Source organism: Rhodococcus oryzae (assembly GCF_005049235.1).
Lineage (GTDB): Bacteria > Actinomycetota > Actinomycetes > Mycobacteriales > Mycobacteriaceae > Rhodococcus_G > Rhodococcus_G oryzae.
In genome coordinates this window covers 246,022-272,657 of sequence record NZ_SUMD01000005.1, presented here as the reverse complement: position 1 = coordinate 272,657, position 26,636 = coordinate 246,022, and the positions used below count along the sequence as shown (strand labels likewise).

Below are 26,636 nucleotides of genomic sequence, written 5' to 3'. Positions count from 1 at the left end.
CTTTGGGCGCACTTGGGCGCCGACGGTCGAGATTACCAGGGACCGGTCCTGGAACCCAAACCGACGCGCATCCCGGGGTGCGAACTATGACGTTGTCGGCTCGCGCTGCCGGTCGCCGCGAGCTGTAGCACCATTGGCCGATGAATCTCCGATCATCGACGATGCCGCAGGTGGTGGCCGAGGCGGGTCTGGTCCGGCGGGGCGGATCGCGGCCGCCGCGCATCTTCGACGGGTACGCCGACATCGGACGATACGCGCTCGCCTACGACGAGATGTTCGACCGGGACGGCAGGGTCCGCGCGCCCTACCGCGGGATCCACGCCGCGCTGACACCCTCGGACGCTGCTCACCTCGCCGCTCGCGCCGACGCGCTCGGCCGGGCCTTCATCGATCAGGGCATTACGTTCTCGCTGTCGGGCCAGGAGCGCCCGTTCCCGCTCGACCTGGTGCCGCGGGTGATCGCGGCGGCCGAGTGGTCCCGGCTGGAGCGGGGGATCAAGCAGCGGGTGCAGGCACTGGAGTTGTTTCTCGCCGACGTCTACGGCGAACAGGCGATCCTGCGCGACGAGGTGGTACCGAAGTCGCTGATCACCTCGTGTGAGCACTTTCACCGCGAGGCATTCGGGATCGTGCCGCCGAACGGGGTGCGCATCCACGTGGCGGGTATCGACCTCGTGCGCGACGCAAACGGGACCTTCCGAGTGCTCGAGGACAACCTCCGATCGCCGTCAGGGGTGTCCTATGTCATGGAGAACAGGCGGACCATGGCGCGGGTCTTCCCCGACCTGTTCTCCTCCCACCGGGTGCGCGCGGTCGGCGATTATGCGACGCACCTGCTGCGGGCCCTGCGCAACGCGGCGGCGTTGAACGAGGCGGATCCGACCGTGGTGGTGCTCACCCCTGGCGTCGCGAACTCCGCGTACTTCGAGCATTCGCTGCTGGCCAGGCAGATGGGCGTGGAGCTGGTGGAGGGGCGCGACCTGTTCTGCCGCGACAACGTCGTCTACATGCGTAGCACCGAGGGCGAGCGTCAGGTGGACGTGATCTACCGCCGGCTCGACGACGAGTACCTGGACCCGATGCAGTTCCGGCCGGATTCGGTGCTCGGCGTCGCCGGGCTCCTCAACGCCGCGCGCGCCGGGAACGTCGTCATCTCCAGCGCCGTCGGCAATGGCGTCGGCGACGACAAGCTCGTCTACACCTATGTCCCCGCGATCATCGAGTACTACCTCGGCGAGAAGCCGCTGCTGGCGAACGTGGACACCTACCGGTGCTGGCTCGAGGACGAGTGCGCGCAGGTGCTCGACCGGGTCGACGAGCTGGTGATCAAGCCGGTCGAGGGCTCGGGCGGGTACGGGATCGTCTTCGGCCCGGATGCCTCGCCGAAGGAACTCCGGGCGATCAAGCGCAAGATCCGCGACGACCCGCGCGGCTGGATCGCGCAGCCGGTGGTCCAGCTCTCAACCGTCCCGACGAAGGTCGGCGACGTGCTGGTGCCCCGCCACGTGGACCTGCGGCCGTTCGCGGTGAACGACGGCGAGGACGTCTGGGTCCTGCCCGGTGGGCTGACCAGGGTCGCGTTGCCGGAGGGATCGCTGGTGGTCAATTCCAGTCAGGGCGGCGGCAGCAAGGACACCTGGGTCCTCGCGAGCCGGACCTCGGACGCGGAGCGCGAGCTGGCGGGCGCCGAGCTGGTGGGTGAGCCGTCGCGGGCCGGGCAGACCGAGCAGGGGCCGGAGCTGTCCGCCGGACAGCAACAGCAGCAACAACAGCAGCAGGGTGGGGTGGGGGACGATGCTGGCGCGTAATGCCGAGTCGCTGTACTGGATCGGGCGCTATGTCGAGCGCGCCGACGACACCGCCCGCATCCTCGACGTCGCGGTGCACCAGTTGTTCGAGGACTCCACCGTCGACGCGGATCGGTCCTCGCGCCTGCTGCTGCGGGTGCTGGGGATCTCCCCGCCGGAGGGCACGCTCGACGTGTGGTCGGTGACCGACCTGGTCGCGTTCAGCCGCGACCAGGGTGGATCGATAGTCGATTCCCTGGCGCATGCCCGCGAGAACGCTAGGGGCGCACGGGAAGTGACCTCTAGCGAGATGTGGGAGTGCCTGAACACCACCTACAACGGTCTCGCGGCGCGCGAGGAGGCCGCCCGGCGTCTCGGTCCCCACGAGTTCTTCAGCTATGTCGAGGGCCGCGCCGCGATGTTCGCCGGGCTGGCGGATTCCACCCTCAGTCGCGACGACGGCTACCGGTTCCTGCTCCTCGGCCGGTCCGTCGAACGGGTGGACATGATCGTGCGGCTGCTGCTCTCGCGGGCGGGGGACCGCACCAGCTCGCCTGCCTGGGTGACCGTGCTGCGGTCGGCGGGAGCCCAGGACACCTACCTGCGGACCTACCGCGGCGCCCTCGATGCGCGTCGGGTGGTCGAGTTCATCCTGCTGGATCGGCTCTTCCCGCGGTCCGTGTTCCACGCCCTCCGGCAGGCCGAGCAGTGTCTCGACGAACTCGATCACCGGCCGCACAGCCGGGTCGGCTCGAGGGCCGAGGCCCAGCGGTTGCTCGGCCGGGCAAGGAGCGAGCTGGAGTTCCTGCCGCCGGGGGTGCTGATGGAGGACCTGCAGGCCAGGCTGGTGTCGCTGCAGGAGACGTGTCGCGAGCTGGGGGAGGCCATCGCGTTGCAGTACTTCCACTCCGCGCCGTGGGTGGCGTGGACCGACGCTGGGGCAAGGAGCGGTGACACGACGCTGGAGGGGGAGCTGTGAGCTGGCGGCTGCGGGTGGTGCACACCACCGGATTCGCGTACAACGCGCCGGTGACCTCCTCCTACAACGAGGCCAGGCTCACCCCGAGGAGCGATCATCGGCAGAACGTGATCCTCAACCGTGTCGAGACGGCCCCGGCGACCAGGTGGTATCGGTACACCGACTATTGGGGTACCGCGGTCACCGCGTTCGACCTGCACGCCCCACACACCACGCTGGAGGTGTCGGGATCCTCGGTGGTGGAGACCGACCCGTTCACCGCGCCCACGGAGACCGTGACATGGACGCAGCTCGGGGGTGCGTATCTGCGCGACAGGTTCGGCGAATTGCTCAGCGACACAGCCTATGTGCCGGGTAGTCGCAAGCTCGCCGCCGTCGCAAGAGACCTGCGCAAGGGTCGCGAGCCCGCGGAAGCGGTTGTGGCGGCGTCCAATTGGGTGCACGAGGAGATGTCCTACGTGCCGGGAACGACGGGGGTGCGCACGTCCGCGCTGCAGGCCTGGGACGAGCGCGCCGGGGTGTGCCAGGACTACGCGCACCTGACCCTGTTGCTGCTGCGGAGCATGGGCATCCCCAGTCGCTACGTGTCCGGCTATCTGCACCCGAAACGTTCCGCCGCGCTGGGGGACACCGTGGAGGGCGAGAGTCACGCCTGGGTGGAGGCGTGGACCGGGGAGTGGTGGGGGCACGACCCGACCAACGCCGTCGAGGTCAACGAGCAGCACGTATCGGTGGCCGTGGGCAGGGATTACGCCGATGTCCCACCGCTCAAGGGGATCTACTCCGGCGGCGGCTCGACAGACCTCGATGTTGTTGTGGAGATCACCCGCCTCGCGTAGCGTCCCGAAATGATCTTGTCCTTGCATATGACCCTATTTCACTGAAGGTGGAACATGTCTCCGACTGCACAGGAAATCTCTGAGAAGGAACCGATCTCGGACGTCAAGAAGTACATCGCCGAGGGCATCGGCACGTTCGTCTTGGTGTTCGCATCGGTGGGCACCGCGGTGATCGCGGGCGACAAGGTCGGCAACCTCGGCGTGGCCCTGGCGTTCGGCCTCACCCTGCTCTTCCTCGTGTACTCGATCGGACCCATCTCGGGCTGCCACGTGAATCCGGCCGTTACCTTCGGGCACTTCCTGCTCGGCCGCATATCCGTGGCCAAGGCGGGCCTGTATGTGGCCGCCCAGGTTCTCGGCGGCGTGCTCGCGGGCGTCGTCCTCTACTCGGTGGCCAAGTCGCTGCCGTCCTACAACCGCGCGGCTTCGGGGCTCGGCGCGAACGGGTGGGGTCAGCACAGCCCGTCGGCGATCAAGGGTCCGCTGGGCATCGGGGTACTGGAGAACGGATACGGCCTCGCCGCGATGATCGTGATCGAGGTGCTCCTCACCGCGCTGCTGGTGTTCGTGGTCATGGCCTCGACCGACCAGATCTCGGACGTTCCGCTGGCGGGCATCTCCATCGGCTTCACCCTCGCGGTGATCCACCTGGTGTCGATCCCGATCGACAACACCTCGGTGAACCCGGCCCGCAGCATCGCGGTGGCGCCCTACCAGGACGGCGCACTCGGCCAGCTGTGGGCGTTCATCGTGTTCCCGCTCATCGGCGGCGCGCTCGGCGCGCTGGCCTACCGCGGGGTGTTCGGTCGCTACGACCGGATCAACATCTAGCGGGACCCGATCCCGAACGAAGGACCCCCGGCGCGGATCGCGCCGGGGGTCCTTCGTCTGTGGTGCGCCGTCGCGTTTGTTCAAGCGCGGTGTCGGTGGCCGGTCCTACTCTCACCTCATGCAGGCAGACAGCACGTTCTCCGTGACCTCGTTCGAGCCGACCGAGTACACCTCGCCGATCCAGACCGGACTCGACGTCGGGTACACCTACATGACCAAGACCTTCACCGGCGAGATCGAAGGCACCTCGCGGACCCAGTTCACCTCCGCGTTCTCCCAGGAGACCGGGGTGGGCACCTACGTCGCGATGGAGTCGTTCGAGGGGTCGATCGGCGACCGCCGCGGCACCTTCAACTTCGCGCACATGGCCACCACCGACGGTGCCGAGCGCACCCACCACCAGCTCGTCGTGGTCCCCACCAGCGGGACCGGCGACCTGGCGGGGATCAGCGGGACCGGCGAGCTGCTCGTCGAGGCCGACGGCACCCACCGCCTGCGGCTCGACGTGGAGTTCGCCGGGAACTGATCCGCGTGGCGGTCCGGAAGTGCCTCAGCTCCAGCTGAAGTCGGACCGCAGGCGGGTCGCGACCTGTTCGAACCGGCGCTGATCGAGGATGGCGCCCTCGCGGCGGATGCCGGCCTCGGGGACGTCGAGGACCCGGTCGAGGCGAACCCAACTCGGGCGGCCGGCGCTGTCCCAGGAGCCGGCGCCGACGCCCATCCAGTTCCGGTCGCCGTCCCGCTCGGCGTTCGAGGACAGCATCAGGCCGAGCAGGGTGTCGCCGTCGCGCCCGACGACCAGGACCGGCCGGTCCTTTCCCTGGTGGGCGTCCTCCTCGTAGGTCACCCAGGTCCACACGACCTCGCCCGGGTCGGCCCGTCCGTCGAGGTCGGGGGAGTACTCGACCCGGCGGGCGCGGTGCGCGGTCGGCACCGCGGTGTTGGACACCGGTCGTCCGGGCTTGAGGGTCGGCTTCGGCTTCGTGGCCTGCTCGACACGGGCCTTGCCGGGCAACACGCCCGAGCGTTGCAGCTCCTTGAACAGGCGGGGGCCCTCGCGCAGCGCGATGCTCCCGAGTTGCTTGCCGATCTGCGTCCAGCTACGTGCCATGCGTCCAACTTATCTGCGCGGCGGGGACCGGCGCCGTGCGGCTGGATCGGATCCGGGCCACGGGCTGATCGAGCGGCGCCGACCGGTCGCTGAGTCGCTCCGGTGCCGCCGCGCGCCGACCCGGGCGATATCCTGGGGCGACGACTTACCGCAGCCCGGTTCGGGCCGCCGCCAGTGACGAGTTCAGGAGCCCCGAAATCAGCAGCTTCGCAGACAAGACGTTCACGGATCCCGCACGGATCCGGAACTTCTGCATCATCGCGCACATCGACCACGGCAAGTCGACTCTCGCGGACCGGATGCTGCAGCTCACCGGGGTGGTCGATCCGCGGCAGATGCGCGCCCAGTACCTGGACCGGATGGACATCGAGCGCGAGCGCGGCATCACCATCAAGGCGCAGAACGTGCGGCTGCCCTGGGTCGTCGAGAACGAGGACGGCACCAAGGAAGAGATCGTCCTGCACCTGATCGACACGCCCGGTCACGTCGACTTCACCTACGAGGTGTCCCGCGCGCTGGAGGCCTGCGAGGGCGCCGTGCTGCTGGTGGACGCCGCGCAGGGCATCGAGGCGCAGACGCTGGCGAACCTGTACCTGGCGATGGAGAAGGACCTCACCATCATCCCGGTGCTCAACAAGATCGACCTGCCCGCGGCCGATCCCGACCGCTACGCCGAGGAGATCGCGCACATCACCGGCTGCGAGCCGGGCGACGTGCTGCGGGTCTCGGGCAAGACCGGTGTCGGCGTCAAGGAACTGCTCGACGAGGTCGTCAAGAAGATCCCGGCGCCGGTCGGGAACGCGGACGGCCCTGCGCGCGCGATGATCTTCGACTCCGTGTACGACGCGTACCGCGGCGTGGTCACCTACGTCCGCGTGGTGGACGGGCGGATCACCCCGCGCGAGAAGATCACCATGATGTCCACCGGCACCACCCACGAGCTGCTCGAGGTCGGCATCATCTCGCCCGAGCCCAAGCCGAGCATCGGCCTCGGCGTCGGCGAGGTGGGCTATCTGATCACCGGCGTCAAGGACGTCCGCCAGTCCCGGGTCGGCGACACCGTCACCGCCGCGCGGAACGGCGCCTCGGAGCCGCTCGTCGGCTACCGCGATCCCAAGCCGATGGTGTACTCCGGCCTGTACCCGATGGACGGCTCCGACTACCCGGTGCTGCGCGATGCGCTCGACAAGCTGCGGCTGAATGACGCGGCGCTGGCGTATGAGCCGGAAACCTCTGTGGCCCTTGGCTTCGGCTTCCGCTGCGGGTTCCTCGGGCTGCTGCACATGGAGATCACCCGGGACCGGCTCGAGCGCGAGTTCGGCCTCGACCTCATCTCGACGGCGCCCAACGTGGTCTACCGCGTGGTGATGGAGGACGGCTCCGAGCACGAGGTCACCAACCCCTCGTACTGGCCGGAGGGCCGGGTGCGCGAGGTGTACGAGCCGATGGCCAAGTGCACCGTCATCGCGCCGAGCGAGTACACCGGCCCGATCATGGAGCTGTGCCAGAGCCGTCGCGGCGAGCTCGGCGGCATGGACTACCTCTCCGAGACCCGGGTCGAGCTGCGGTACACGCTGCCGATGGGCGAGATCATGTTCGACTTCTTCGACTCGCTGAAGTCGCGCACCAAGGGCTATGCCAGCCTCGACTACGAGGAGTCCGGCGAGCAGCAGGCCGCCCTGGTGAAGGTGGACATCCTGCTGCAGGGCGAGGCGGTCGACGCGTTCAGCGCGATCGTGCACAAGGACGCCGCGTTCGCCTACGGCAACAAGATGACCACCAAGCTGCGCGAGCTGATCCCGCGCCAGCAGTTCGAGGTGCCGATCCAGGCCGCGATCGGCGCGAAGATCATTGCGCGCGAGAATATTCGCGCGATCCGCAAGGACGTGCTCGCGAAGTGCTACGGCGGTGACATCAGCCGAAAGCGCAAGCTGCTCGAGAAGCAGAAGGAGGGCAAGAAGCGGATGAAGACCATCGGTCGTGTCGAGGTCCCGCAGGAGGCCTTCGTGGCGGCGCTGTCGAACGAGTCGGTGGCGGACAAGCCGAAGAAGTAGGCGCCGCGCGCATCGCGCACAGGCGGCGGAGCCGCGACGGGAGGAATTCGGCATGCTCGAGACCTGGCTGACCAGGGAACTGCGGATCGAGGTGCCGATCCTCGGCGCGCCGATGGGCGGCAGGGCAGGCGGCGAACTGACCGGCGAGGTGTCCAAGGCCGGCGGCCTCGGGCTGCTCGGCGCGGCGCGGTACGCGACCCCGCAGTGGGTGGCCGAGGAGGCGGCGGTGGCCCGCCGCATCGGCGGGCGGTTCGGCGTCGGGCTGATGACGTGGGCGCTCGACGACGACGACACCTTGCTCGACGCGGCGCTGGCGGAGAATCCGGTGCTGGTGTCGCTGTCCTTCGGCGATCCGGCCGCCTACGTGCCGCGGGTGCACGCCGCGGGTATCCCGGTCGTGTCCCAGGTGAACACGCTCGACGACCTACGGGTCGCCGAGGCGGCCGGGGTGGACCTGGTGATCGCCCAGGGCGGCGAGGCGGGCGGGCACACCGGCCAGATCGGCACCCTGCCGCTGCTGCAGGAGCTGCTCGACGCGACGGACCTGCCGGTGGTCGCGGCAGGCGGTATCGGGACGGGGCGCGGGCTGGCGGCGGTGATCGCCGCGGGTGCCGAGGGCGCGCTGATCGGCACCGCCCTGCTCGCCAGCCCGGAGACCATCGGGCCCGGCTACGCCCGCGAGCGGGTGGTCGAGGCCGGCAGCGCCGACACCGTGTACACCTCCGTCTTCGACCAGGCCCGCAGCCAGCCGTGGCCGAGCCGCTGGGGCGGCCGGGCGATCGCGAACGGGTTCACCGAGGCCTGGCACGGCGTCGACGGGTCCGAGGAGACCCTCGCGGAGGCCTACGACCCGAGCGACCCCGACCTCGGCGTGGTGTACGCGGGTGAGGCCGTCGGCCTGGTGCACTCGGCCCGTCCGGCGGGCGAGGTGGTTCGGCAGATCGCGGCCGACGCGGAGCGGCTGCTGCGCCGGTTCGCCTGACGAAGCCCTGGCGCCGCCCCTCGAGGCATGCGAAGGTTAGCCTTCGCTAACTTCGAAGGGGTGATGTGGGTGCGTGCGGTGAGGCTGGTTGCGGCGACGCTGCTCGGGGCGGTGGCGGTCGCCGCCGCTGGTTGCGGCGCGGACGCCGGTGCCGACGACGGCGCCGATCGGACGACGACGATCGAGCACAGGTTCGGTTCCACCAGGATCGAGGGGACCCCGACCCGGATCGTGGCGGCGGGCAGCCAGTGGCTGGACGCACTGCTCGAATTCGGCGTCCAGCCCGTGGCCTACCTGGCCGCCGGGGACCGCGGCGACGAACGCGGCCTCTACCCCTGGGAGAGCTCGCTCGACGAGTCGGCGGTGGAACTCGACCGGGCGGTCCTCACCCAGCTGGGTGCGCCCCTGCCGGTGGAGGAGATCGCCGCGCAGAAGCCGGACCTGATCCTCGGGTCGTTCGTGGCAGGCCGGAGCGATTTCGATCGGGTTGCCAAGATCGCGCCCACCATCGGCGAGATCGGCGACGCGCAGGTCGACTCGTGGGACGACCAGGTGACGGCGCTCGGCCGGATCCTCGGCGAGCAGGACCGGGCCGCGGAGATCATCGCCACCACCAACGGCGAGATCGACGGCCTCGCCGCGCGACTGCCGGGTCTGAAGGGCAAGACGGCGGTGCTGTCCCAGTTCGTCTTCGCGACCAACCAACTGGTCGTCGTCGCCGACCCGAAGGACGGCGCCAGCCAGACGTTCGCACGGCTCGGCATGACGGTGCCGCCGCGCCTCGTCGAGGAGGCGGGGGCGACGGGCGGGCGACTGCTGCTCAGCCCCGAGCGGGTCGATGCGCTCACCGCGGACCTGGTGGTGATGCTGCCCAACGGCGGCACCCGCGACGACCTGATGAGACTCCCCGGGTTCGCGGCGCTGCCGTCGGTCGACAACGGCGGCATGGCCGTCGAGGACTACCCGACCGTGGTCGGCTTCAACACCCCCTCGAGCGCCTCGCTGCGCTACTCGCTGGACCGGATCACCCCGCAGCTCGAGGCGATCGGCGGCTGACGGCGGGTCCGCCCGCAGCGCCTCAGGTGCGGCCGTGTGCGGGCTGGAAGGTACCGGTGTCGCCGGCCTCCTCGGCCCGGATCACGTGCACCACCGCGTTGATCAGCGCCAGGTGGGTGAAGGCCTGGGGGAAGTTCCCCAGGTGCCTGCCGGTCCGCGGGTCGATCTCCTCGGCGTACAGCTTGAGGGGGCTGGCGAACCCGAGCAGTCGCTCGCACAGCCGCTTGGCGCGGGGCAGTTCGCCGATCTCGACCAGCGCCGACACCAGCCAGAAAGAGCAGATGGTGAAGGTGCCCTCCTCGCCGGACAGGCCGTCGTCGGTGGTCTCCACCCGGTACCGCAGCACCAGGCCGTCGTCGGTCAGCTCGTCGGCGATGGCCAGCACGGTGGCGCGCACCCGATGGTCGTGCGGGGGCAAGAAGCGCAGCAACGGCACCAACAGCAGCGAGGCGTCGAGCGAATCGTCGCCGTAGCGCTGTGTGAAGACGCCCCGGTCGTCAACCCCGTGTTCGAGGATGTCGTCCTTGATCTCGTCGGCGATCCGCGCCCACTGCTCGGCATACGCCTTTTCGCCGTGCAAGATCGCCAGCTTGCTGCCGCGGTCGAGGGCCACCCAGCACATCACCTTCGAGGAGGTGAAGTGCTGCGGTTCGCCGCGCACCTCCCAGATCCCGCGGTCGGGCTGACGCCAGTGCTTGATCGCCTCCTCGACCTGCCGTTTGAGCAGCGGCCACAGCGATTCGGGCACCCGGTCGCGCGAGCGCACGTGCAGGTAGACCGAGTCGAGCATGGTGCCCCAGATGTCGTGCTGGTTCTGGTTGTAGGCGCCGTTGCCGATGCGGACCGGGCGGGCCCCGTCGTATCCGGACAGGTGGCCGAGCTCCTCCTCCTCGAGGGTCTTCTCGCCGCCGATCCCGTACATCACCTGCAGCGGGTTCGGGTGACCGTCCTCGGACCGGGACACGTCGGAGATGAACGAGAAGAAGTCGTTCGCCTCCCGGTCGAGGCCGAGGGTGTACAGGCCCCACAGCGCGAAGGTGGAGTCGCGCACCCACGCGTACCGGTAGTCCCAGTTGCGCTCGCCGCCAGGGGTTTCCGGCAGTGAGGTGGTGCAGGCGGCGAGCAGCGCACCGGTCGGGCTGTAGGTCAGGCCCTTGAGGGCAAGCGCGCTGCGCTGCAGGTAGCCGCGCCACGGGTGGTCGGGGAAGCGGCCGATGGTGATCCACTGGCGCCAGCACTCCGCGGTCTTCCACATCTTGTCCGCGGCCTCCTCGAAGGTGCCAGGCGCGGGCACGTCCGCCCAGGACAGGGCGACGAAGCCGTTGTCGCCCTCCCGCATCCGAGTCCGGATCCGCGCCTCGCGGCCCTCGAGACCGAGTTTGAAATTGGTGGTCAGCCGCAGGGTGGGGTGCGCGCCGAGGAGGCTGCCGTCACAGGTGGCGGTGGCCTCCTCGTAGACCTTGCCGGTGTACTCCCACGTCGCGGCGGCGCGGTGATAGTCGAAGGCGGGCTCGCAGCTCATCTCCAGCTCGATGGTCCCGCTGACACACTTGATGGTCCGCAACAGGATGCCCTCGGCGTCCCAGTCGGTCGGGGTCCGCCGATGGGTCTTCGAGCGCTCCTGGGTGTTGTGCCACGGGCCCATCACCAGCGCGTCGCGCACGATGAGCCAGCCGGTCTCGGTCTGCCACGTGGTCTCGACGATCAGCCCGCCCGGCAGGTAGCGCCTGGCCGCGGGCACGTTCTGCCCGTAGGGACCGATCCGGAAGTGGCCCGCGCTCCGATCGAGGACCGCACCGAAGACGCTCGGCGAATCGGGACGGGGCACGCACATCCACTCGACCGAGCCGTTGCGGGCGATCAGGCAGGTGGTCTCGCAGTCGGAGAGAAAGGCGTAGTCGTCGATGGGCGGGAAGGTACTGCGATGGTGCTCCAGGTCGATGCGCGCCGGCAGGTTCGCGGGCACCACTTCGCCGTTCGTGAGCGCCTCGGTGTCATCGAGTGGGGCCATCTGATCATCGAGTGGGGCCATCTGATCATCATCTGCCCGACGGGCGTGGGCGTCCACCGGAGTGGGGGCGATAGGCTGACCGGGTGACACAGATTGCCAGCTGGTGGGACGGACTCGAGCTCTGGGTGATCGGGCTGCCCTTCATACCGCAGCTGATCCTCGTGATGGCGGTGATGATGCCGCTCGCGATCGGGATCGCCAGCGGTGCCGACCTGCTGCTCGCCAGGATCTTCGTGCTGCTCGGCCGGGACTCGGCCCCCTCCGCCGCCACCGAGGACGGTGCCCGCTGATGCCCCGCTCACGCGTCACCCTCGCCCTGATCGCGCTCATGCTCCTGGTCCTGATCGGCTGGCTGCTGACCAGGTAGTGGAACGGGGCCCGCTCCAGTTCGATCCGGGTCGATCGCTCTGCTACATTCGTCCGCGTGTCTGCAACCGCCGTGCACCAGGTCCGCCATGAACTGGCGTTGATCGCTGTCGGCATGCTTGCGGTCGCCGATATCGACTGTTGTCGATAGCGGAAGCCGCGCGAGCCATCGAGCCCGCGGCCGGACCGCCCCACGTAGCGGGCGACAACCCCAATTCTGTGTCACCGTGAGACCACGCCGTTGCCGGCAGTGGTCCCGCGCTGCGGTCTGAGGACCGGACACCACCTCCTTGCCCTCGTGGCACACCTGTGAAAGGCAATTCACATGAGCGCGCGCTCTCGCATCACCCGTTCCGGCGTCCTTCTGGCCGCCGTCGTCACCGCCGGCTCGATCGCACTGACCGCGTGCAGCGGCGGGTCGAGCGACACCGTCGGCACCGAGGGTGGATCGAGCGACGGCAGCGGGGGCACCGTCAGCCTGTTCGCCTACGCGGTCCCCAAGCCCGGCTACGACAAGCTGATCCCCGCCTTCAACGAGACCGAGGCGGGCAAGAACGTCGAGTTCCAGCAGTCCTACGGCGCCTCCGGTGACCAGTCCCGCAAGGTCAAGGACGGCGCCCAGGCCGACTTCGTCAACTTCTCGGTCGAGCCGGACATCACCCGCCTCGTCGACGCGGGCCTGGTGAGCGAGGACTGGAACAAGGACGCCTACAACGGGATCCCGTTCGGCTCGGTCGTGACGGTGGTGGTCCGCGAGGGCAACCCGAAGGGCATCAAGGACTGGGACGACCTGCTCCAGCCCGGCCTCGAGGTGGTCACGCCCAACCCGTTCAGCTCGGGCTCGGCGAAGTGGAACCTGTTGGCGCCCTACGCCGCCAAGAGCGACGGCGGCAAGAACCCGCAGGCCGGACTCGACTACCTGAACACGCTCGTCACCGATCACGTGAAGGTCCAGCCGAAGTCCGGTCGTGAGGCCACCGAGACCTTCCTGCAGGGCACCGGCGACGTACTGCTGAGCTACGAGAACGAGGCCCTGTTCGCCGAGCGCAACGGCGACCCGGTCGAGCACGTCACCCCGCCGGTCACGTTCAAGATCGAGAACCCGGTCGCCGTGATCAAGAGCAGCCAGAACCTCGAGAAGGCCAACGCGTTCAAGGACTTCCTCTTCACCACCGAGGGCCAGAAGCTGTGGGCCGAGGCCGGATTCCGCCCGGTCGACCCGGGTGTCGCCGCCGAGTTCGCGGCCGACTTCCCTGCGCCCGCGAAGCTGTGGACGATCGCGGACCTCGGCGGCTGGAAGGCCGTCGACGAGAGCCTGTTCAAGAAGGAAACCGGCTCCATCGCCACGATCTACGACAACGCCACCAAGTAATCTGACCGTGACGAGCACTACAGAAACAACGACGGGGGGACTGGTGTCCGAGTCCGTAGGACAGCAGTCGATCGAGACCGGTCCCCCCGCTCGGCCCACCCGCGCGAAGAAGCGCAAGTGGACCGCCGTGACCGGCACCGTTGGCCCGCTTGGCATCGGCGTCGCGATGCTCTGGCTCAGCGTCATCGTGCTGCTCCCGCTCGCGGCGCTGACGGTGACCTCGTTCGAGGACGGCCTCAGCGGGTTCTGGGAAGCCGTGACCAGCCCGGTCGCGCTGGCCTCGCTGCGCGTGACCGTCACGGTCTCGGCGATCGTCGCCCTCATCAACGTGGTGATGGGCACCCTCATCGCCTGGGTGCTGGTCCGCGACGAGTTCCCCGGTAAGCGATTCGTCAACGCGCTCATCGATCTCCCGTTCGCGTTGCCGACCATCGTGGCGAGCATCGTGCTGCTGGCGCTGTACGGCCCGAACAGCCCGATCGGTGTGCAGCTCAACGCCACCCAGCCCGGCCTCGTCGTCGCGCTGGCGTTCGTCACGCTGCCGTTCGTGGTCCGCTCGGTGCAGCCGGTGCTGATCGAGACCGACCGGGAGGTGGAGCAGGCCGCCGCGTCCCTTGGCGCGAGCAACTGGACCATCTTCCGGAAGGTGGTGCTGCCGATCCTGTCGCCCGCGATCATCAGCGGCGCGGGCCTGGCGTTTGCCAGGGCGATCGGCGAGTACGGCTCGGTCGTGCTGATCGGCGGAAACATCCCGCGCGAGACGCAGGTGACCTCGCAGTACATCCAGCAGCAGATCGAGATCGACCGGCCGGTCAACGCCGCCGCGGTGTCGGTGGCGCTGCTGGCGATCGCCTTCGTCACCCTGTTGGTGTTGCGGGTGCTCTCGAGCCGCAGCCAGCGACGTGAGGAGCAGGCCCAGTGAACCTGTCGACCGGATCGAAGCTCGGGATGCGGGTCGTCGCGCTCGGCTACCTGTTCTTCCTGCTGCTGGTGCCGATCGGTGTCATCCTGTGGCGCACCTTCGAGCGGGGCATCGGCGCCTTCATCGAGGCGATCTCCACCCCGGCGGCGATCTCGGCGCTGAACCTCTCGCTGCTGATCGTGGCCATCGTCGTGCCGATCAACGTGATCTTCGGCATCGTCACGGCCCTCGCACTGGTCCGTGGACGGTTCCCGGGCCGCGGCCTGATGCAGGCGGTCGTCGACCTGCCGTTCGCGGTCTCGCCGATCGTCGTCGGCGTCTCGTTGATCCTGCTGTGGGGCGTCAACGGCTGGTTCGGCGTCCTGGACGAGGCCGGGTTCCGGGTGATCTTCGGCCTGCCCGGCATGGTGCTGGCCACCATCTTCGTCACGCTTCCGTTCGTGGTCCGCGAGGTCGAGCCGGTGCTGCACGAGATCGGCGACGAGCAGGAGCAGGCCGCCGCGACCCTCGGCGCCTCGAAGTGGCAGACCTTCTGGCGGATCACTCTGCCCGCGATCCGCTGGGGCCTGACCTACGGCGTGGTGCTCACCGTTGCCCGTTCGCTCGGCGAGTTCGGTGCGGTGATCATGGTGTCCTCGGGGTTCCCCGGCGTCTCCCAGACCCTGACGCTGCTCGTGCACTCGCGCTACATCGACGATCACAACACCTTCGGGGCCTACTGCGCGGCGACGCTGCTGATGGGGATCGCGCTGGTGACCCTGCTGCTGATGACGCTGCTCGACCGCAAGAGGAGCAACACATGATTTCCGTGATCGGCGCCAACAAGAACTTCGGCGACTTCGCCGCCCTGGACAACCTGTCGCTGGACATCCCGGCCGGCTCCCTGACCGCGCTGCTCGGCCCGTCCGGATCCGGCAAGTCGACGCTGCTGCGGTCGATCGCCGGGTTGGAGAACCCGGACTCGGGGACCATCACCATCGGGGGCAAGGACGTCACCGGTGTGCCCCCGCAGAAGCGCGACATCGGCTTCGTGTTCCAGCACTACGCGGCGTTCAAGCACATGACGGTCCGCGACAACGTCGCGTTCGGGCTGAAGATCCGCAAGCGGCCGAAGCCCGAGATCGAGAAGAAGGTCAACGAGCTGCTCGAGATCGTCGGTCTCGACGGCTTCCAGCACCGCTACCCGGCCCAGCTCTCCGGTGGCCAGCGGCAGCGCATGGCGCTGGCCCGCGCGCTCGCCGTCGACCCGCAGGTGCTGCTGCTCGACGAGCCGTTCGGCGCGCTCGACGCCAAGGTCCGCGAGGACCTGCGGACCTGGCTGCGGCGGCTGCACGACGAGGTGCACGTGACGACCGTGCTGGTCACCCACGACCAGGAGGAGGCGCTCGACGTCGCCGACCGGATCGCGGTGCTGAACAAGGGACGGATCGAGCAGGTCGGCACCCCGCGGGACCTGTACGACACGCCCGCGAACGACTTCGTGATGTCGTTCCTCGGCCCGGTGGCCAAGCTGAACGGCCAGCTGGTGCGCCCGCACGACATCCGCGTCGGCCGCGACCCCAGCATGGCGGTCGCGCAGAAGGCAGGCACCGCGGAGTCCGCTGGCGTCACCCGCGCGACGGTCGAGCGGGTGGTGCACCTCGGCTTCGAGGTGCGGGTGGAGCTGCGCAACGCCGCCACCGGCGACCTGTTCGCGGCCCAGGTGACCCGCGGCGACAGCGAGGCGCTGCAGCTCAAGGAGGGCGAGACCGTCTACGCCCGCGCCACCCTGATCCCGAACATCCCGGCCTAGGCCGCTCCGCGGCCCGTGCGCGGTTGACGAGTCCAGACACTCGTCAACCGCGCACAGGCGGCGAAGCCGCCTACTATTTTCCTGGACGTGTCGATTCGACCGGGTTCCGTTCGTCGTCATTGAGTACGGCACCTCGCCGCACGATGAAACGACAGGAGTCGAACCATGAAGTACATGATGCTGATCAACGCGGCCTCCACCGATCCCGTCGCGAACGGGTGCACCCCCGAAGACTGGATGGTCTACGACAAGCAGGTCAGCGAGGCGGGCATCTTCGTGTCCGGGGAATCGCTGGCGGACCTGACCACCGCGACCGCGGTGCGGGTCGGACCGGACGGGCAGCGGACCGTCACCGACGGACCGTTCGCCGAGAGCCGCGAGGTGCTGGGCGGCTTCTACGTGATCGACGTGCCGAACCTCGACGTCGCGCTCGACTGGGCGGCCCGCTGCCCCGGTGCCCGCGGCGGCGGATCGGTCGTGGTGCGGCCGATCGCCGACTTCGGCGAGTGACCGCGATGGACGAGCGGGCCGCGGCCGAATCGTCCGTGGAGGCCGTGTTCCGGGAGGAACGCGGCAGGCTGCTGGCCTCGCTCGTCCGCCGGTTCGGCGACCTCGACCTGGCCGAGGAGGTCACCTCGGAGGCCGTCGAGGCCGCGCTGGTGCACTGGCCGGTTGACGGCGTTCCCGCCCGGCCCGGCGCCTGGCTGATGACGACGGCGCGGCGGCGCGCGGTCGACCGGCTGCGGCGGGACCAGGCCTACGCGGCCCGGCTCGCCGTCCTGCAGGTCGAGTCCGATCGGGCGGACTCGCCCCCGCCGGCCGACGCGCTCGCCGACCTGCCCGACGACCGCCTGCAGCTGTTCTTCACCTGCACCCACCCGGCGCTCGCCGACGAGGACAGGGCCGCGCTGACCCTGCGCTGCCTGGCCGGCCTGACGACGCCGGAGGTGGCCAGGGCTTTCCTCGTCCCGACCGCGACGATGGCGCAGCGAATCGTGCGGGCCAAGAAGAAGATCCGGCAGGCGCGGATCCCGTTCCGGGTGCCGGGCGCCGACGAACTGCCGGACCGCCTGCCCGGGGTGCTCGGGGTGATCTACTCGATCTTCACGGAGGGCTACGCGGCCAGCTCGGGTCCGGACCTGCAGCGCCTCGACCTCGCGGAGGAGGCGATCCGGCTCGCCCGGATCCTGCGGCGGCTGCTGCCCGCCGAGCGCGAGGTCGCCGGGTTGTTGGCGCTGATGCTGCTGATCCACGCCCGCCGCGACGCGCGGACCGGGCCCGGCGGCGAGCTGGTGCTGCTCGACGACCAGGACCGCGGCCACTGGGACCGCGCGGCCATCGAGGAGGGCGGCGCCCTGGTGGTCGTCGCGCTGACCGGTGGCCCGCCGGGCGTGTACGGGGTGCAGGCGGCCATCGCGGCCCTGCACGACGAGGCAGCGGATGTCGCGTCGACGGACTGGCCACAGGTGGTGGCGCTCTACGACGTGCTGCTCGCGCTGGCGCCGTCGCCGGTGGTGGCTCTGAACCGGGCGGTGGCCGTGGCGATGCGGGACGGACCGGAGGCGGGCTTGATCCTGCTCGACACGCTGGCGGGGGAGCCGCGGCTGCGGGGCTATCACCCGTACGCGGTCGCCCGCGCGGACCTGCTGGAGCGGCTCGGCCGGTTCCCCGAGGCCGCGGCGGCCTACCGGACCGCGCTGGAGACGGTCGGCACCGATGCCGAACGGGAGCACCTGCGGCGCAGGCTCGACGAGGTCGAGCGGTCGGGCTAGGCGGAGAGTTCGACCCGGGCGGCGGTGAGCCGCTCGGCGCCCGCGGCGTACCGGTCGAGCACGACCTCCGCGAGCAGGGGGTGGGCGCCGATCACGTCGGCATGCAGCGATTCCGGGGCGCAGTTCTCGGCGGACCGGCCGATCCGGTCGGTGAGCAGGCCGGGCGCGAGGAACCACGGGGCGACGACGATCGACCGCGCGCCGCGGGCCCGGAGCGCCGAGACGGCCTGCGGCAGGCCGGGTCCGGTGGTCGCGAAGCAGACCTCGACGCCTGCCCATGCGGTGCCGGCCCGCAGCCGCGGGCCGATGCGGGTGGTGAGTTCGTTGGCGGTCTGCGACGAGGAGCCGACCGCGGCCAGCACCACGCCGACCTCGGGATCGCCGAGATCGGTTCCCGTCTGGGTGATGCGGTCGCGCACGGCCGACACCAACCGGTGGTCGTCGCCGAGAACCTCGGCCTGGACCAGATCGAGCCCGGGGTGCCTGCGACGGCCTGCCGCGAGCAGCGCGGGCAGATCCACCCGCGCATGGAACGCGCTACCCAGGAGTAGCGGCACCACGACGGCGGACGAATGTCCCTCGGCGGCAACCGCATCGATGGCCTGGTCCACCGACGGGGCGGACAGGTCGAGGAAGCAGAGGCGGACGTCCAGGTCGGGGCGCGAGGCCCGGATGCCGTCCACCGCGGCCGCGACCGCCCGCGCGGAGCGGGGGTCGCGGCTGCCGTGGGCGACCGCGATCAGCGGCGCCGGGACGGGCATCGGGGACGCGTGCGTCCCGACCTGGCTGTCGAACACGACGCTAGACGCGGGCGAGCTCGATGGCGGCGATCGCGTCGCCGACCAGGCCGGCCGCGAGGGTGTTGCCACCAGCCGGGTCGATCAACAGGAAGCTGCCGGTGTGCCGGTTGACGGTGTAGTCGTCCGCCACGATCGGCTCCGCGACGCGCACCGAGATCTTGCCGATCTCGTTGAGCTCGAGGGTGTCCGGGCTCTGCGCCGTGGTGAGGTCCTGCTCGTCGAACCGCTCCACGATGCCACCGATGATCGCCTGCGTGGTGCGGGTGCCGTGCTTGAGCAGCAGGCGGGCGCCGGGGCGCAGCGGCTTCTCGGCGAGCCAGCAGACCGTCGCCTCGAACTCGCCGATCGGCGCGGGCGCATCCTCGACGGAGGCGATGGTGTCGCCGCGCGAGACGTCGACGTCGTCGGCCAGGATCAGCGTGACGCTGCGTCCCGCGTTCGCGACGTCGAGCTCACCGTCGGCGGTGTCGACGCGCTCGACGGTGGTGCGGGTGCCGGACGGCAGGATCACCACCTCGTCGCCTGGGCGGACCGAACCCGCGGCGACCTGACCGGCGTAGCCGCGGTAGTCGAGGAAGTCGGCGGTGCGCGGCCGGATCACGTACTGCACAGGGAAGCGCAGGCCAACCCGGTGCGGCTCGGCGTCCACCGGGATCGACTCGAGGTGCTCGATCAGGGTGGGGCCGTTGTAGTACGGGGTGTTCTCGGAGCGGACTGCCACGTTGTCGCCGTGCAGCGCGGAGACCGGGATCTCCACGACGTCCTCGGACGCCCACCCCAGCGAGGTGGTGAGCGCGTTGAACTCCTCGGAGATGTCCGCGAACACCTGGGCCGGGTTCTCGACCAGGTCGATCTTGTTGACCGCGAGCACCAGCTTCGGCACGCCGAGCAGCGCGAGCACGGCGGCGTGCTTACGGGTCTGCGAGATGACGCCCTTGCGCGCGTCGACCAGCAGGATCACCAGCTGCGCGGTGGACGCGCCGGAGACGGTGTTGCGGGTGTACTGCACGTGGCCGGGGGTGTCCGCCAGCACGAAGGTGCGGTTGGGCGTCGCGAAGTAGCGGTACGCCACGTCGATGGTGATGCCCTGCTCCCGCTCCGCGCGGAGGCCGTCGACCAGCAGCGACAGGTCCGGGGTGTCGAGCCCACGGTCGACCGACGCGCGGGTGACGGCGTCGATCTGGTCGGCGAGAACGGATTTCGTGTCGTACAGCAGCCGGCCCACCAGGGTGGACTTGCCGTCGTCGACGCTGCCCGCGGTGGCGAGCCTCAACAGGTCGCTCATCAGAAGTAGCCCTCTCGCTTGCGGTCTTCCATGGCCGCTTCGGAAACTCGGTCGTCGCCACGGGTGGCACCGCGCTCGGTCAATCGGGACGCCGCGACCTCGGCGAGGATGGCCTCGTTGTCGGCCGCCTCGGAGAGCACGGCGCCGGTGGTGGAGCCGTCGCCGACGGTGCGGTAGCGCACCGAGAGGTTCTGCACCTCCTCGCCTTCCCGCGGACCGCCCCAGACGCCGGAGGTCATCCACATGCCGTCGCGCTGGTACACCTCGCGCCGGTGGGCGTAGTAGATGCTGGCCAACTCCACGTTGTCACGGGCGATGTACCGCCAGATGTCGAGCTCGGTGAAGTTGCTCAGCGGGAAGACGCGGACCTGCTCGCCGGGGGAGTGCTTGCCGTTGTACAGGTTCCACAGCTCGGGACGCTGCTTCTTCGGGTCCCACTGGCCGAACGCGTTGCGCAGCGAGAAGATCCGCTCCTTGGCGCGGGCCCGCTCCTCGTCGCGGCGGGCGCCGCCGAACACCGCGTCGAAGCGGTTCTCGGCGATGGCGTCCAGCAGCGGCACCGTCTGCAGCGGGTTGCGGATGCCGTCGGGACGCTCGGTGAGCCGGCCGTCGGCGAGGTAGTCCTCGACCTTGGCCACGTGCAGGCGCAGGTTGTACTTCTCGACCACGTGGTCGCGGAAGTCCAGCACCTCTTGCAGGTTGTGCCCGGTGTCCACGTGCAGCAGCGCGAAGGGCAGCGGCGCGGGCCAGAAGGCCTTGATCGCCAGGTGCAGCAGCACCGTGGAGTCCTTGCCGCCGGAGAACAGGATCACCGGGCGCTCGAACTCGCCTGCCACCTCACGGAAGATGTGGATGGCCTCGGACTCGAGGGCAGCGAGCGTGTCGAAGTCGGTGCCGTCGAGTTGCGGTCGGATGTCGGTCAGTTCAGCAGTCATGAGGCGTGCAACCCGCATTCTGTCTTGGCGTTACCGGCCCACCGTCCGCTGCGCGGATCGGAGCCGGGGGCTGGCTTGGCGGTGCACGGCGCGCACCCGATTGATGGATAGCCTTCGTCGACAAGCGGATTCACCAGGATCGAGTGCTTGTCGATGTAGGCCTGCATGTCGTCGTCGGACCACGCGGCGATCGGGTTGATCTTCACGAGCCCGAACGCGTCGTCGAACGAGATCAGCGGGGCGTTGGCGCGGGTGGGGGACTCGACCCGGCGGATGCCGGTCACCCAGGCCTTGTATCCGGCGAGCGAATTCTTCAGCGGCGCGACCTTGCGCAGTGCGCAGCACCGGCCGGGGTCGCGGGCGAACAGGTCCTTGCCCTCGGCCGCGTCCTGCTCGGCGACGCTGGCCTCGGCCTGGACGTTGACGACGTTCACCCCGTACACCGCCTCGACCGCGTCGCGGGTGCCGATGGTCTCCGCGAAGTGGTAACCGGTCTCGAGGAACAGCACGTCGACACCGGGGTGCACCTGGGCGGCCAGGTGCACCAGGACGCCGTCCTGCATGTTCGACGCGACGATGAAGTCGGTCCCGAACGTGTCCTCGGTCCACTGCAGCAGCTCCTGCGCGGACGCGCCGTCCAGGCTCGCCGCGGCCTGCTCGGCGAGCGCGCGCAGGTCGTCCGCGGTCGCGGTGGCCAGATCCAATTTCGCTTCGGTCACGGTGTCGATGCTCTTCGCTTCGCTCATCGGAGATCCCCCTCGTCTGCTCGGACGGCCCACTCGGCGAAGCGTTCGCCCGCATTGCGGTGCTTGACGAACTGCCGGACCACCCGGTCGATGTAGTCGCCCATCTCGGTGCTGGCGACCTTGTGCTGGCGCAGCTTGCGGCCGAAGGCCACGTCGAACCCGAGGCTGCCTCCCAGGTGAACCTGGAAGCCCTCCACCTGATTCCCCTCGCCGTCGTCGATGAGCATGCCCTTGAAGCCGATGTCCGCGACCTGCGAGCGGGCGCAGGAGTTGGGGCAGCCGTTGATGTTGATGGTGATCGGCACGTCGAGCTGCGCGTTGATGTCCGCGAGTCGCTGCTCGAGCTCGGGCACCAGCACCTGGGAGCGCTTGCGGGTCTCGGCGAACGACAGCTTGCAGAACTCGATGCCGGAGCAGGCCATCAGGTTCTGCCGCCAGTGCGACGGCCGGGCGGGCAGGCCCAGCTCGTCGAGGTCGGCGATCAGCTGATCGAGCTTGTCGTCGGCGACGTCGAGGATGATCAGCTTCTGGTACGGCGTGAAGCGGATCTTGTCGCTGCCTGCCTTCTCGGCGGCGTCGGCGACCTTCGCGAGGATGGTGCCGGAGACCCGGCCCGCGATCGGCGCGAAGCCGACGGCGTTGAGGCCGTTGCGGGTCTTCTGCACGCCGACGTGGTCGATCGGCCGCTTGGGCTGCTCGGGCGCGGGGCCGTCGATCAGCTTCCGCTTGAGGTACTCGGTCTCGAGCACCTCCCGGAACTTCTCGATGCCCCAGTCCTTGATGAGGAACTTCAGCCGCGCCTTGGACCGCAGCCGGCGGTAGCCGTAGTCGCGGAAGATCGAGACCACGGCCTCCCACACGTCCGGCACCTCGTCGAGCGGCACCCAGACGCCGACGCGCTGCGCCAGCATCGGGTTCGTGGAGAGCCCGCCGCCGACCCACAGGTCGAGGCCGGGGCCGTGCTCGGGATGGTTGACGCCGATGAAGGCGACGTCGTTGATCTCGTGCACCACGTCCTGCTGGCCGGAGATCGCGGTCTTGAACTTGCGCGGCAGGTTCGAGTACTCGGGCTTGCCGATGTAGCGGCGGACGATCTCGTCGATCGCCGGGGTCGGGTCGAGGACCTCGTCGAGGGACTCGCCCGCCAGCGGGGACCCGAGGACGACGCGCGGGCAGTCGCCGCAGGCCTCGGTGGTCTTGAGACCGACGGACTCGAGCCGCTTCCAGATCTCGGGGACGTTCTCGACCTCGATCCAGTGGTACTGGACGTTCTCGCGGTCGGAGAGGTCGGCGGTGTCGCGGCCGAACTCGGTGGAGATGCCCGCGATGGTGCGCAACTGCTCGACGTTGAGGGCGCCTGCGTCGCAGCGCACCCGCATCATGAAGTACTTGGCCTCGAGCAGGTCGATGTTCTCGTCACCGGTGAAGGTGCCGTCGTAGCCCTGCTCGCGCTGGGTGTAGAGACCCCACCAGCGCATCCGGCCGCGCAGGTCGGACTTGTCGATGCTGTCGAATCCCTGCTTCGAGTAGATGTTCTCGATGCGGGCGCGGACGTTGAGGGGGTTGTCGTCCTTCTTGGCCTGCTCGTTGGCGTTCAGCGGCTCGCGGTAGCCGAGGGCCCACTGGCCCTCGGCACGGCGCTTGGCCGGCCGCGGCGCGCGGGCGGGAGGAGGAGTGTCGACACTTTGCGACATCGGAGGCGCTCCAGAATCTTCTTCGGTGCGCCGGTCTGTGATGGCATCGCCGACGGGGAGGGCTGTCCCCGCAGGCACATCCGAGACCGGCCGGGACTGAGAGGGGGCTGGCGAATGGCGTCTACGCAGGCAAGGGCAGACAGCTACAGACACGCTTGAGATCGACGTGGCGTCGAGCCACGAGCGCAATCCCAAGTCCGGTCACCCGGCCAATTGTGCCAGAACACCTCGCCGATTCCGACACCCGGTGGCCATTTCCCCCGAAATTGGGGGAAATGCGCAGGCAGGGCGATGTGTGGCGCTCGTCACGTCCTCTGGTAATGGGACACTGATGAGGTGAGTGGATCGATGACCGAGCCGGTGGCTGCTGCGTTTGCGCTGCCGGACCATGCCCTGGCCGGAGTGGGGTCGCGTCCGTTCGGCATCTACATCCACGTCCCGTTCTGCGCGACGCGCTGCGGGTACTGCGACTTCAACACGTACACGGCGGGGGAGCTGGGCACCTCCGCGTCGCCGCAGTCCTGGCTCGAGGGTCTGCGTCGCGAGCTGGACACGGCCGCCGTGATGCTCGGCGCCGAGGGCGCAGTGCCCGCGGCGGAGACGGTGTTCGTCGGCGGCGGCACGCCGTCGCTGCTCGGCGGCGACGGGCTGGCCGACGTGCTTGGCGCGGTCCGCTCGAGCTTCGGCCTTGCCGCGGGCGCCGAGGTGACCACGGAATCGAACCCCGAGTCCACCTCGCCCGAGTTCTTCGACCGCCTCCGCGAGGCCGGGTTCACCCGCATCTCGCTTGGCATGCAGTCGGCGGCACAGCACGTGCTCAAGATCCTCGACCGCACCCACACCCCGGGACGCCCGGTGGCGGCGGCCGTGGAGGCGCGCGCGGCGGGGTTCGAGCACGTGAACCTGGACCTGATCTACGGCACGCCAGGCGAGCGCGACGAGGACCTCGACGCGTCCCTGGACGCGGTGCTCGCCGCGGGCGTCGACCACGTCTCGGCCTACGCGCTGATCGTGGAGGACGGCACCGCGCTGGCCAGGAAGGTGCGGCGCGGGGACCTGCCCGCGCCCGACGACGACGTCCTCGCCGCCCGATACGAGCGGATCGACGCGCGCCTCGCCGACGCCGGGCTGAGCTGGTACGAGGTGTCGAACTGGGCGAAGCAGGGCGCCGAGTGCCGGCACAACCTGGGGTACTGGGACGGCGGTGACTGGTGGGGCGCAGGCCCCGGCGCGCACGGCCACGTCGGCGGGGTGCGCTGGTGGAACGTCAAGCATCCGGCCCGCTACGCCGACCGGCTGACGGCGGGCGAACTTCCGGTGGCGGACAGCGAGCACCTCACCGCCGAGGACCGGCACGTCGAGCGGGTGATGCTGACGCTGCGGCTGCGGTCCGGGCTGCCGGAGTCCGACCTGCGAGCGAGCGAGATCGCGGCCGCCGAGCAGGCCGTCGCGGACGGGCTGCTCTCGCGCGCGGGTGACCGACTGGTGCTCACCGACCGCGGTAGGCTGCTGGCCGACGGCGTCATCCGCGACATCCTGAGCTGACCCCACCAGTCGAATCGGTTCACCCCGACGCGGCTGTGCGGCAACGGGATCCGGTCCAGCCTCCGGGGGTCATCGGCGGGCTCCGGCGAATCGGCGGCGAACGTCGCGGGCGACGATCGCCCGCAGCAGCCGGGCCGCGACCCGCCCCCGCGAGGGCGTGTACGGGTACCACAGCGGTTCGTTGGTCAGTGTGGGGAACCGCGGTGCGGTGACGGCCTGCACCCGGCAGTACTTGTGCAGACCCGAGGCGCCGCCGAAGCGCGCGCCGACCCCGGAGCTCTTCCACCCGCCGTGCGGCAGCCCGAAGCAGAAGAGGTTGCTGAACATGTCGTTGACGTTCACCGCCCCGGCCTCGAGTCGTCGAGCGATGGCGTCCCCGCGCGAGCGGCTGCCGGTCCAGACGGTCGCGGACAGGCCGTAGACCGAGTCGTTGGCGAGCCGGACGGCCTCGTCCGCGTCGGCCACCCTCATCACGGGGATGGTGGGACCGAAGGTCTCCTCGGTCATGCAGGCCATGGTGTGGTCCACGTCGACCAGCACGGTCGGTTCGAAGAATGTCCCCACCCCGGTCGGGGCGCCGCCGGTCAGCGCGGTGGCGCCGCGGGCGATCGCGTCGTCGACGTGACGGAGCACGATCTCGACCTGGTTCGCGTTCGCCAGCGCGCCGACGTCCGCCGAGTGGGAGTCGTCGTCGGCGCCCTGACGCAGCGACCGGACCTTCGCGGTGAGCAGCGCGACGAATTCGTCGTGCACGGCCTCCTCGACGTAGACCCGCTCGACCGAGATGCAGGCCTGGCCGGAGTTCATCAGCCCGCCCCAGAGGATTCCGTTGGCTGCGCGCTCGAGATCGGCGTCTGCCAGCACGATCGCGGCGTCCTTGCCGCCGAGCTCGACGCTGCAGGGGATGAGGCGCTCGCCCGCCCGGGCGGCGATCGTGCGCCCGGTGGCCGTGGAGCCGGTGAACTGCACCATGTCGACCACGTCGACGACGGCTGCGCCTGTGTCCCCGCGGCCGGTGACACAGACCAGCACCGGCGGCGCACCGATCTCACGCCATCCGCGCGCCAGTTCGAGCGCGGACAATGGGGTCACCTCGGACGGCTTGAGGATGACGGCGGCGCCGGCGAGCAGCGCGGGGATCACGTCCATGGCGGGCATCAGCAGCGGGAAGTTCCATGGCGTAATCACCCCGACCACCGGATGCGGACGGTATGTCTTGTGCTGCGACTTGGTGAGGCTGAACGCACCGGAGTTCGGGAGCTTCACGTCGGCCAGGTCGCGCGGCGCGCGGGCGGCGTAGAAGTTGATGATCTCGGCGATCACCGGCACCTCGAGCCCGGCCTCGGTCCGCGGCTTTCCGGTCTCCGACTGGAGCACATCCTCCAGGTGGATCTCGTTGTCCAGCAACCAGTCCCGTAGGGCAAAGAGCCACCTGGCTCGACCCTTGGGGCCGAGGGCCTCCCATGCCGGCTGCTGGGCGCGGAGTTCGTCGACCACCTCGGCGATCGAGTCGGGCTCGGTGTCGGGGACCGACCCGACCACCTCGCCGGTCGCCGGGCAGTGAACGGTCACGGGCGGTCGGCCGGTCGTCGGCACCAGCTGGTCGATACTCATCGCGCACTCCTCGGTGGGGGTTGGCGTCGAGTATCGGCGTGATCGGAGCCGCCGCGCTTGGCCGATTCGGCCAACAGTCACGGGCCTTTGGGTCAGCGGCACAAGTGGGCGGGTGGCCGGGTCCGCGGCGGGTAGCCTGGGTC

The 26,636-nt window shown here is 69.7% G+C and carries 25 protein-coding genes; 17 read left to right on the top strand and 8 right to left on the bottom strand.

Going from position 1 to position 26,636, the window contains the following annotated elements; all coding sequences use genetic code 11:
• The first annotated feature begins 161 nt into the window (after positions 1–161).
• From FCG67_RS12755 to FCG67_RS12735, 5 genes are all read left to right on the top strand, one after another.
• Positions 162–1,808, top strand: a complete 1,647-nt coding sequence (locus FCG67_RS12755; protein ID WP_136910303.1) for a circularly permuted type 2 ATP-grasp protein — start codon at positions 162–164, stop codon at positions 1,806–1,808.
• Positions 1,795–2,766, top strand: coding sequence for an alpha-E domain-containing protein (locus FCG67_RS12750; RefSeq protein WP_136910140.1), 972 nt, complete (start codon positions 1,795–1,797; stop codon positions 2,764–2,766). Before FCG67_RS12755 ends, FCG67_RS12750 begins: the two co-directional genes overlap by 14 nt.
• Positions 2,763–3,605, top strand: a complete 843-nt coding sequence (locus FCG67_RS12745) for a transglutaminase family protein (protein ID WP_211243184.1) — start codon at positions 2,763–2,765, stop codon at positions 3,603–3,605. Before FCG67_RS12750 ends, FCG67_RS12745 begins: the two co-directional genes overlap by 4 nt.
• 54 nt (positions 3,606–3,659) lie before the next feature.
• The gene (locus FCG67_RS12740) at positions 3,660–4,436 is read left to right on the top strand and encodes an aquaporin (RefSeq protein WP_136910139.1); all 777 of its coding nucleotides are present in this window, start codon (positions 3,660–3,662) and stop codon (positions 4,434–4,436) included.
• A 118-nt stretch (positions 4,437–4,554) separates the two neighbouring features.
• Complete coding sequence (locus tag FCG67_RS12735) at positions 4,555–4,962, top strand: DUF3224 domain-containing protein (protein ID WP_136910138.1); 408 nt, start codon at positions 4,555–4,557, stop codon at positions 4,960–4,962.
• A gap of 24 nt (positions 4,963–4,986) precedes the next feature.
• Here the strand turns inward: FCG67_RS12735 and FCG67_RS12730 are convergent, their stop codons facing one another.
• A complete protein-coding gene (locus FCG67_RS12730; RefSeq protein ID WP_136910137.1) occupies positions 4,987–5,547 on the bottom strand; it encodes a type II toxin-antitoxin system PemK/MazF family toxin in 561 nt (186 codons plus the stop codon).
• A gap of 197 nt (positions 5,548–5,744) precedes the next feature.
• On the opposite strand from FCG67_RS12730, the gene lepA reads away from it, so the two are divergent.
• The 3 genes from lepA to FCG67_RS12715 all read left to right on the top strand — a co-directional run bounded on the left by lepA (position 5,745) and on the right by FCG67_RS12715 (position 9,639).
• Positions 5,745–7,601 carry a translation elongation factor 4 gene (gene lepA, locus FCG67_RS12725; protein WP_136910136.1) on the top strand — a complete coding sequence of 619 codons (1,857 nt, stop codon included), beginning with the start codon at positions 5,745–5,747 and terminating at the stop codon, positions 7,599–7,601.
• 52 nt (positions 7,602–7,653) lie between these two features.
• The gene (locus FCG67_RS12720) at positions 7,654–8,583 is read left to right on the top strand and encodes an NAD(P)H-dependent flavin oxidoreductase (RefSeq protein ID WP_136910135.1); all 930 of its coding nucleotides are present in this window, start codon (positions 7,654–7,656) and stop codon (positions 8,581–8,583) included.
• Positions 8,584–8,661: 78 nt separating this feature from the next.
• Positions 8,662–9,639, top strand: a complete 978-nt coding sequence (locus FCG67_RS12715) for an ABC transporter substrate-binding protein (protein WP_246045033.1) — start codon at positions 8,662–8,664, stop codon at positions 9,637–9,639.
• 22 nt (positions 9,640–9,661) lie between these two features.
• On the opposite strand, the gene FCG67_RS12710 is transcribed toward FCG67_RS12715, so the two are convergent.
• Positions 9,662–11,671 (bottom strand): glycoside hydrolase family 15 protein, encoded by a 2,010-nt coding sequence (locus tag FCG67_RS12710; RefSeq protein ID WP_246045032.1) that lies wholly within the window; start codon positions 11,669–11,671, stop codon positions 9,662–9,664.
• Positions 11,672–11,733: 62 nt separating this feature from the next.
• On the opposite strand from FCG67_RS12710, the gene FCG67_RS12705 reads away from it, so the two are divergent.
• The 8 genes from FCG67_RS12705 to FCG67_RS12670 all read left to right on the top strand — a co-directional run bounded on the left by FCG67_RS12705 (position 11,734) and on the right by FCG67_RS12670 (position 17,874).
• Positions 11,734–11,940 (top strand): hypothetical protein, encoded by a 207-nt coding sequence (locus FCG67_RS12705; RefSeq protein ID WP_136910133.1) that lies wholly within the window; start codon positions 11,734–11,736, stop codon positions 11,938–11,940.
• A gap of 134 nt (positions 11,941–12,074) precedes the next feature.
• A complete protein-coding gene (locus FCG67_RS25690; protein ID WP_345343077.1) occupies positions 12,075–12,167 on the top strand; it encodes an Ms4533A family Cys-rich leader peptide in 93 nt (30 codons plus the stop codon).
• A gap of 174 nt (positions 12,168–12,341) precedes the next feature.
• A complete protein-coding gene (locus tag FCG67_RS12695; protein WP_136910131.1) occupies positions 12,342–13,388 on the top strand; it encodes a sulfate ABC transporter substrate-binding protein in 1,047 nt (348 codons plus the stop codon).
• A gap of 70 nt (positions 13,389–13,458) precedes the next feature.
• Complete coding sequence (gene cysT / locus FCG67_RS12690) at positions 13,459–14,310, top strand: sulfate ABC transporter permease subunit CysT (RefSeq protein WP_211243199.1); 852 nt, start codon at positions 13,459–13,461, stop codon at positions 14,308–14,310.
• 26 nt (positions 14,311–14,336) lie between these two features.
• Positions 14,337–15,113 carry a sulfate ABC transporter permease subunit CysW gene (gene cysW, locus FCG67_RS12685; protein ID WP_245221511.1) on the top strand — a complete coding sequence of 259 codons (777 nt, stop codon included), beginning with the start codon at positions 14,337–14,339 and terminating at the stop codon, positions 15,111–15,113.
• Positions 15,110–16,102 (top strand): sulfate/molybdate ABC transporter ATP-binding protein, encoded by a 993-nt coding sequence (locus FCG67_RS12680; RefSeq protein ID WP_136910130.1) that lies wholly within the window; start codon positions 15,110–15,112, stop codon positions 16,100–16,102. The genes cysW and FCG67_RS12680 overlap by 4 nt, the downstream gene beginning before the upstream one ends.
• Positions 16,103–16,267: 165 nt before the next feature.
• On the top strand, positions 16,268–16,612 hold the full coding sequence (locus FCG67_RS12675; RefSeq protein ID WP_136910129.1) for a YciI family protein: 345 nt from the start codon (positions 16,268–16,270) through the stop codon (positions 16,610–16,612).
• A gap of 5 nt (positions 16,613–16,617) precedes the next feature.
• Positions 16,618–17,874 (top strand): RNA polymerase sigma factor, encoded by a 1,257-nt coding sequence (locus FCG67_RS12670; RefSeq protein ID WP_136910299.1) that lies wholly within the window; start codon positions 16,618–16,620, stop codon positions 17,872–17,874.
• Here the strand turns inward: FCG67_RS12670 and FCG67_RS12665 are convergent.
• The 5 genes from FCG67_RS12665 to FCG67_RS12645 are packed head-to-tail and all read right to left on the bottom strand — an operon-like array spanning position 17,871 to position 23,334.
• Positions 17,871–18,635 carry a sirohydrochlorin chelatase gene (locus FCG67_RS12665; protein WP_136910298.1) on the bottom strand — a complete coding sequence of 255 codons (765 nt, stop codon included), beginning with the start codon at positions 18,633–18,635 and terminating at the stop codon, positions 17,871–17,873. The two genes, FCG67_RS12670 and FCG67_RS12665, sit on opposite strands and share 4 nt — an antisense overlap.
• 40 nt (positions 18,636–18,675) lie before the next feature.
• The gene (locus FCG67_RS12660; RefSeq protein ID WP_136910128.1) at positions 18,676–19,959 is read right to left on the bottom strand and encodes a sulfate adenylyltransferase subunit 1; all 1,284 of its coding nucleotides are present in this window, start codon (positions 19,957–19,959) and stop codon (positions 18,676–18,678) included.
• Positions 19,959–20,894 (bottom strand): sulfate adenylyltransferase subunit CysD, encoded by a 936-nt coding sequence (gene cysD / locus FCG67_RS12655; RefSeq protein ID WP_136910127.1) that lies wholly within the window; start codon positions 20,892–20,894, stop codon positions 19,959–19,961. The genes FCG67_RS12660 and cysD overlap by 1 nt, the downstream gene beginning before the upstream one ends.
• Positions 20,891–21,640: a phosphoadenylyl-sulfate reductase gene (locus tag FCG67_RS12650; RefSeq protein ID WP_169310508.1), complete on the bottom strand. Its 750-nt coding sequence runs from the start codon at positions 21,638–21,640 to the stop codon at positions 20,891–20,893. The genes cysD and FCG67_RS12650 overlap by 4 nt, the downstream gene beginning before the upstream one ends.
• Positions 21,637–23,334: a nitrite/sulfite reductase gene (locus FCG67_RS12645; RefSeq protein ID WP_027499952.1), complete on the bottom strand. Its 1,698-nt coding sequence runs from the start codon at positions 23,332–23,334 to the stop codon at positions 21,637–21,639. The genes FCG67_RS12650 and FCG67_RS12645 overlap by 4 nt, the downstream gene beginning before the upstream one ends.
• Positions 23,335–23,682: 348 nt before the next feature.
• Here FCG67_RS12645 and hemW point away from each other — a divergent pair, with 348 nt between their 5' ends.
• Positions 23,683–24,879: a radical SAM family heme chaperone HemW gene (gene hemW / locus FCG67_RS12640; RefSeq protein WP_136910126.1), complete on the top strand. Its 1,197-nt coding sequence runs from the start codon at positions 23,683–23,685 to the stop codon at positions 24,877–24,879.
• Between the two features lie 69 nt (positions 24,880–24,948).
• Here hemW and FCG67_RS12635 read toward each other — a convergent pair whose 3' ends face one another.
• A complete protein-coding gene (locus FCG67_RS12635) occupies positions 24,949–26,493 on the bottom strand; it encodes an aldehyde dehydrogenase family protein (protein WP_136910125.1) in 1,545 nt (514 codons plus the stop codon).
• Positions 26,494–26,636 lie beyond the last annotated feature (143 nt).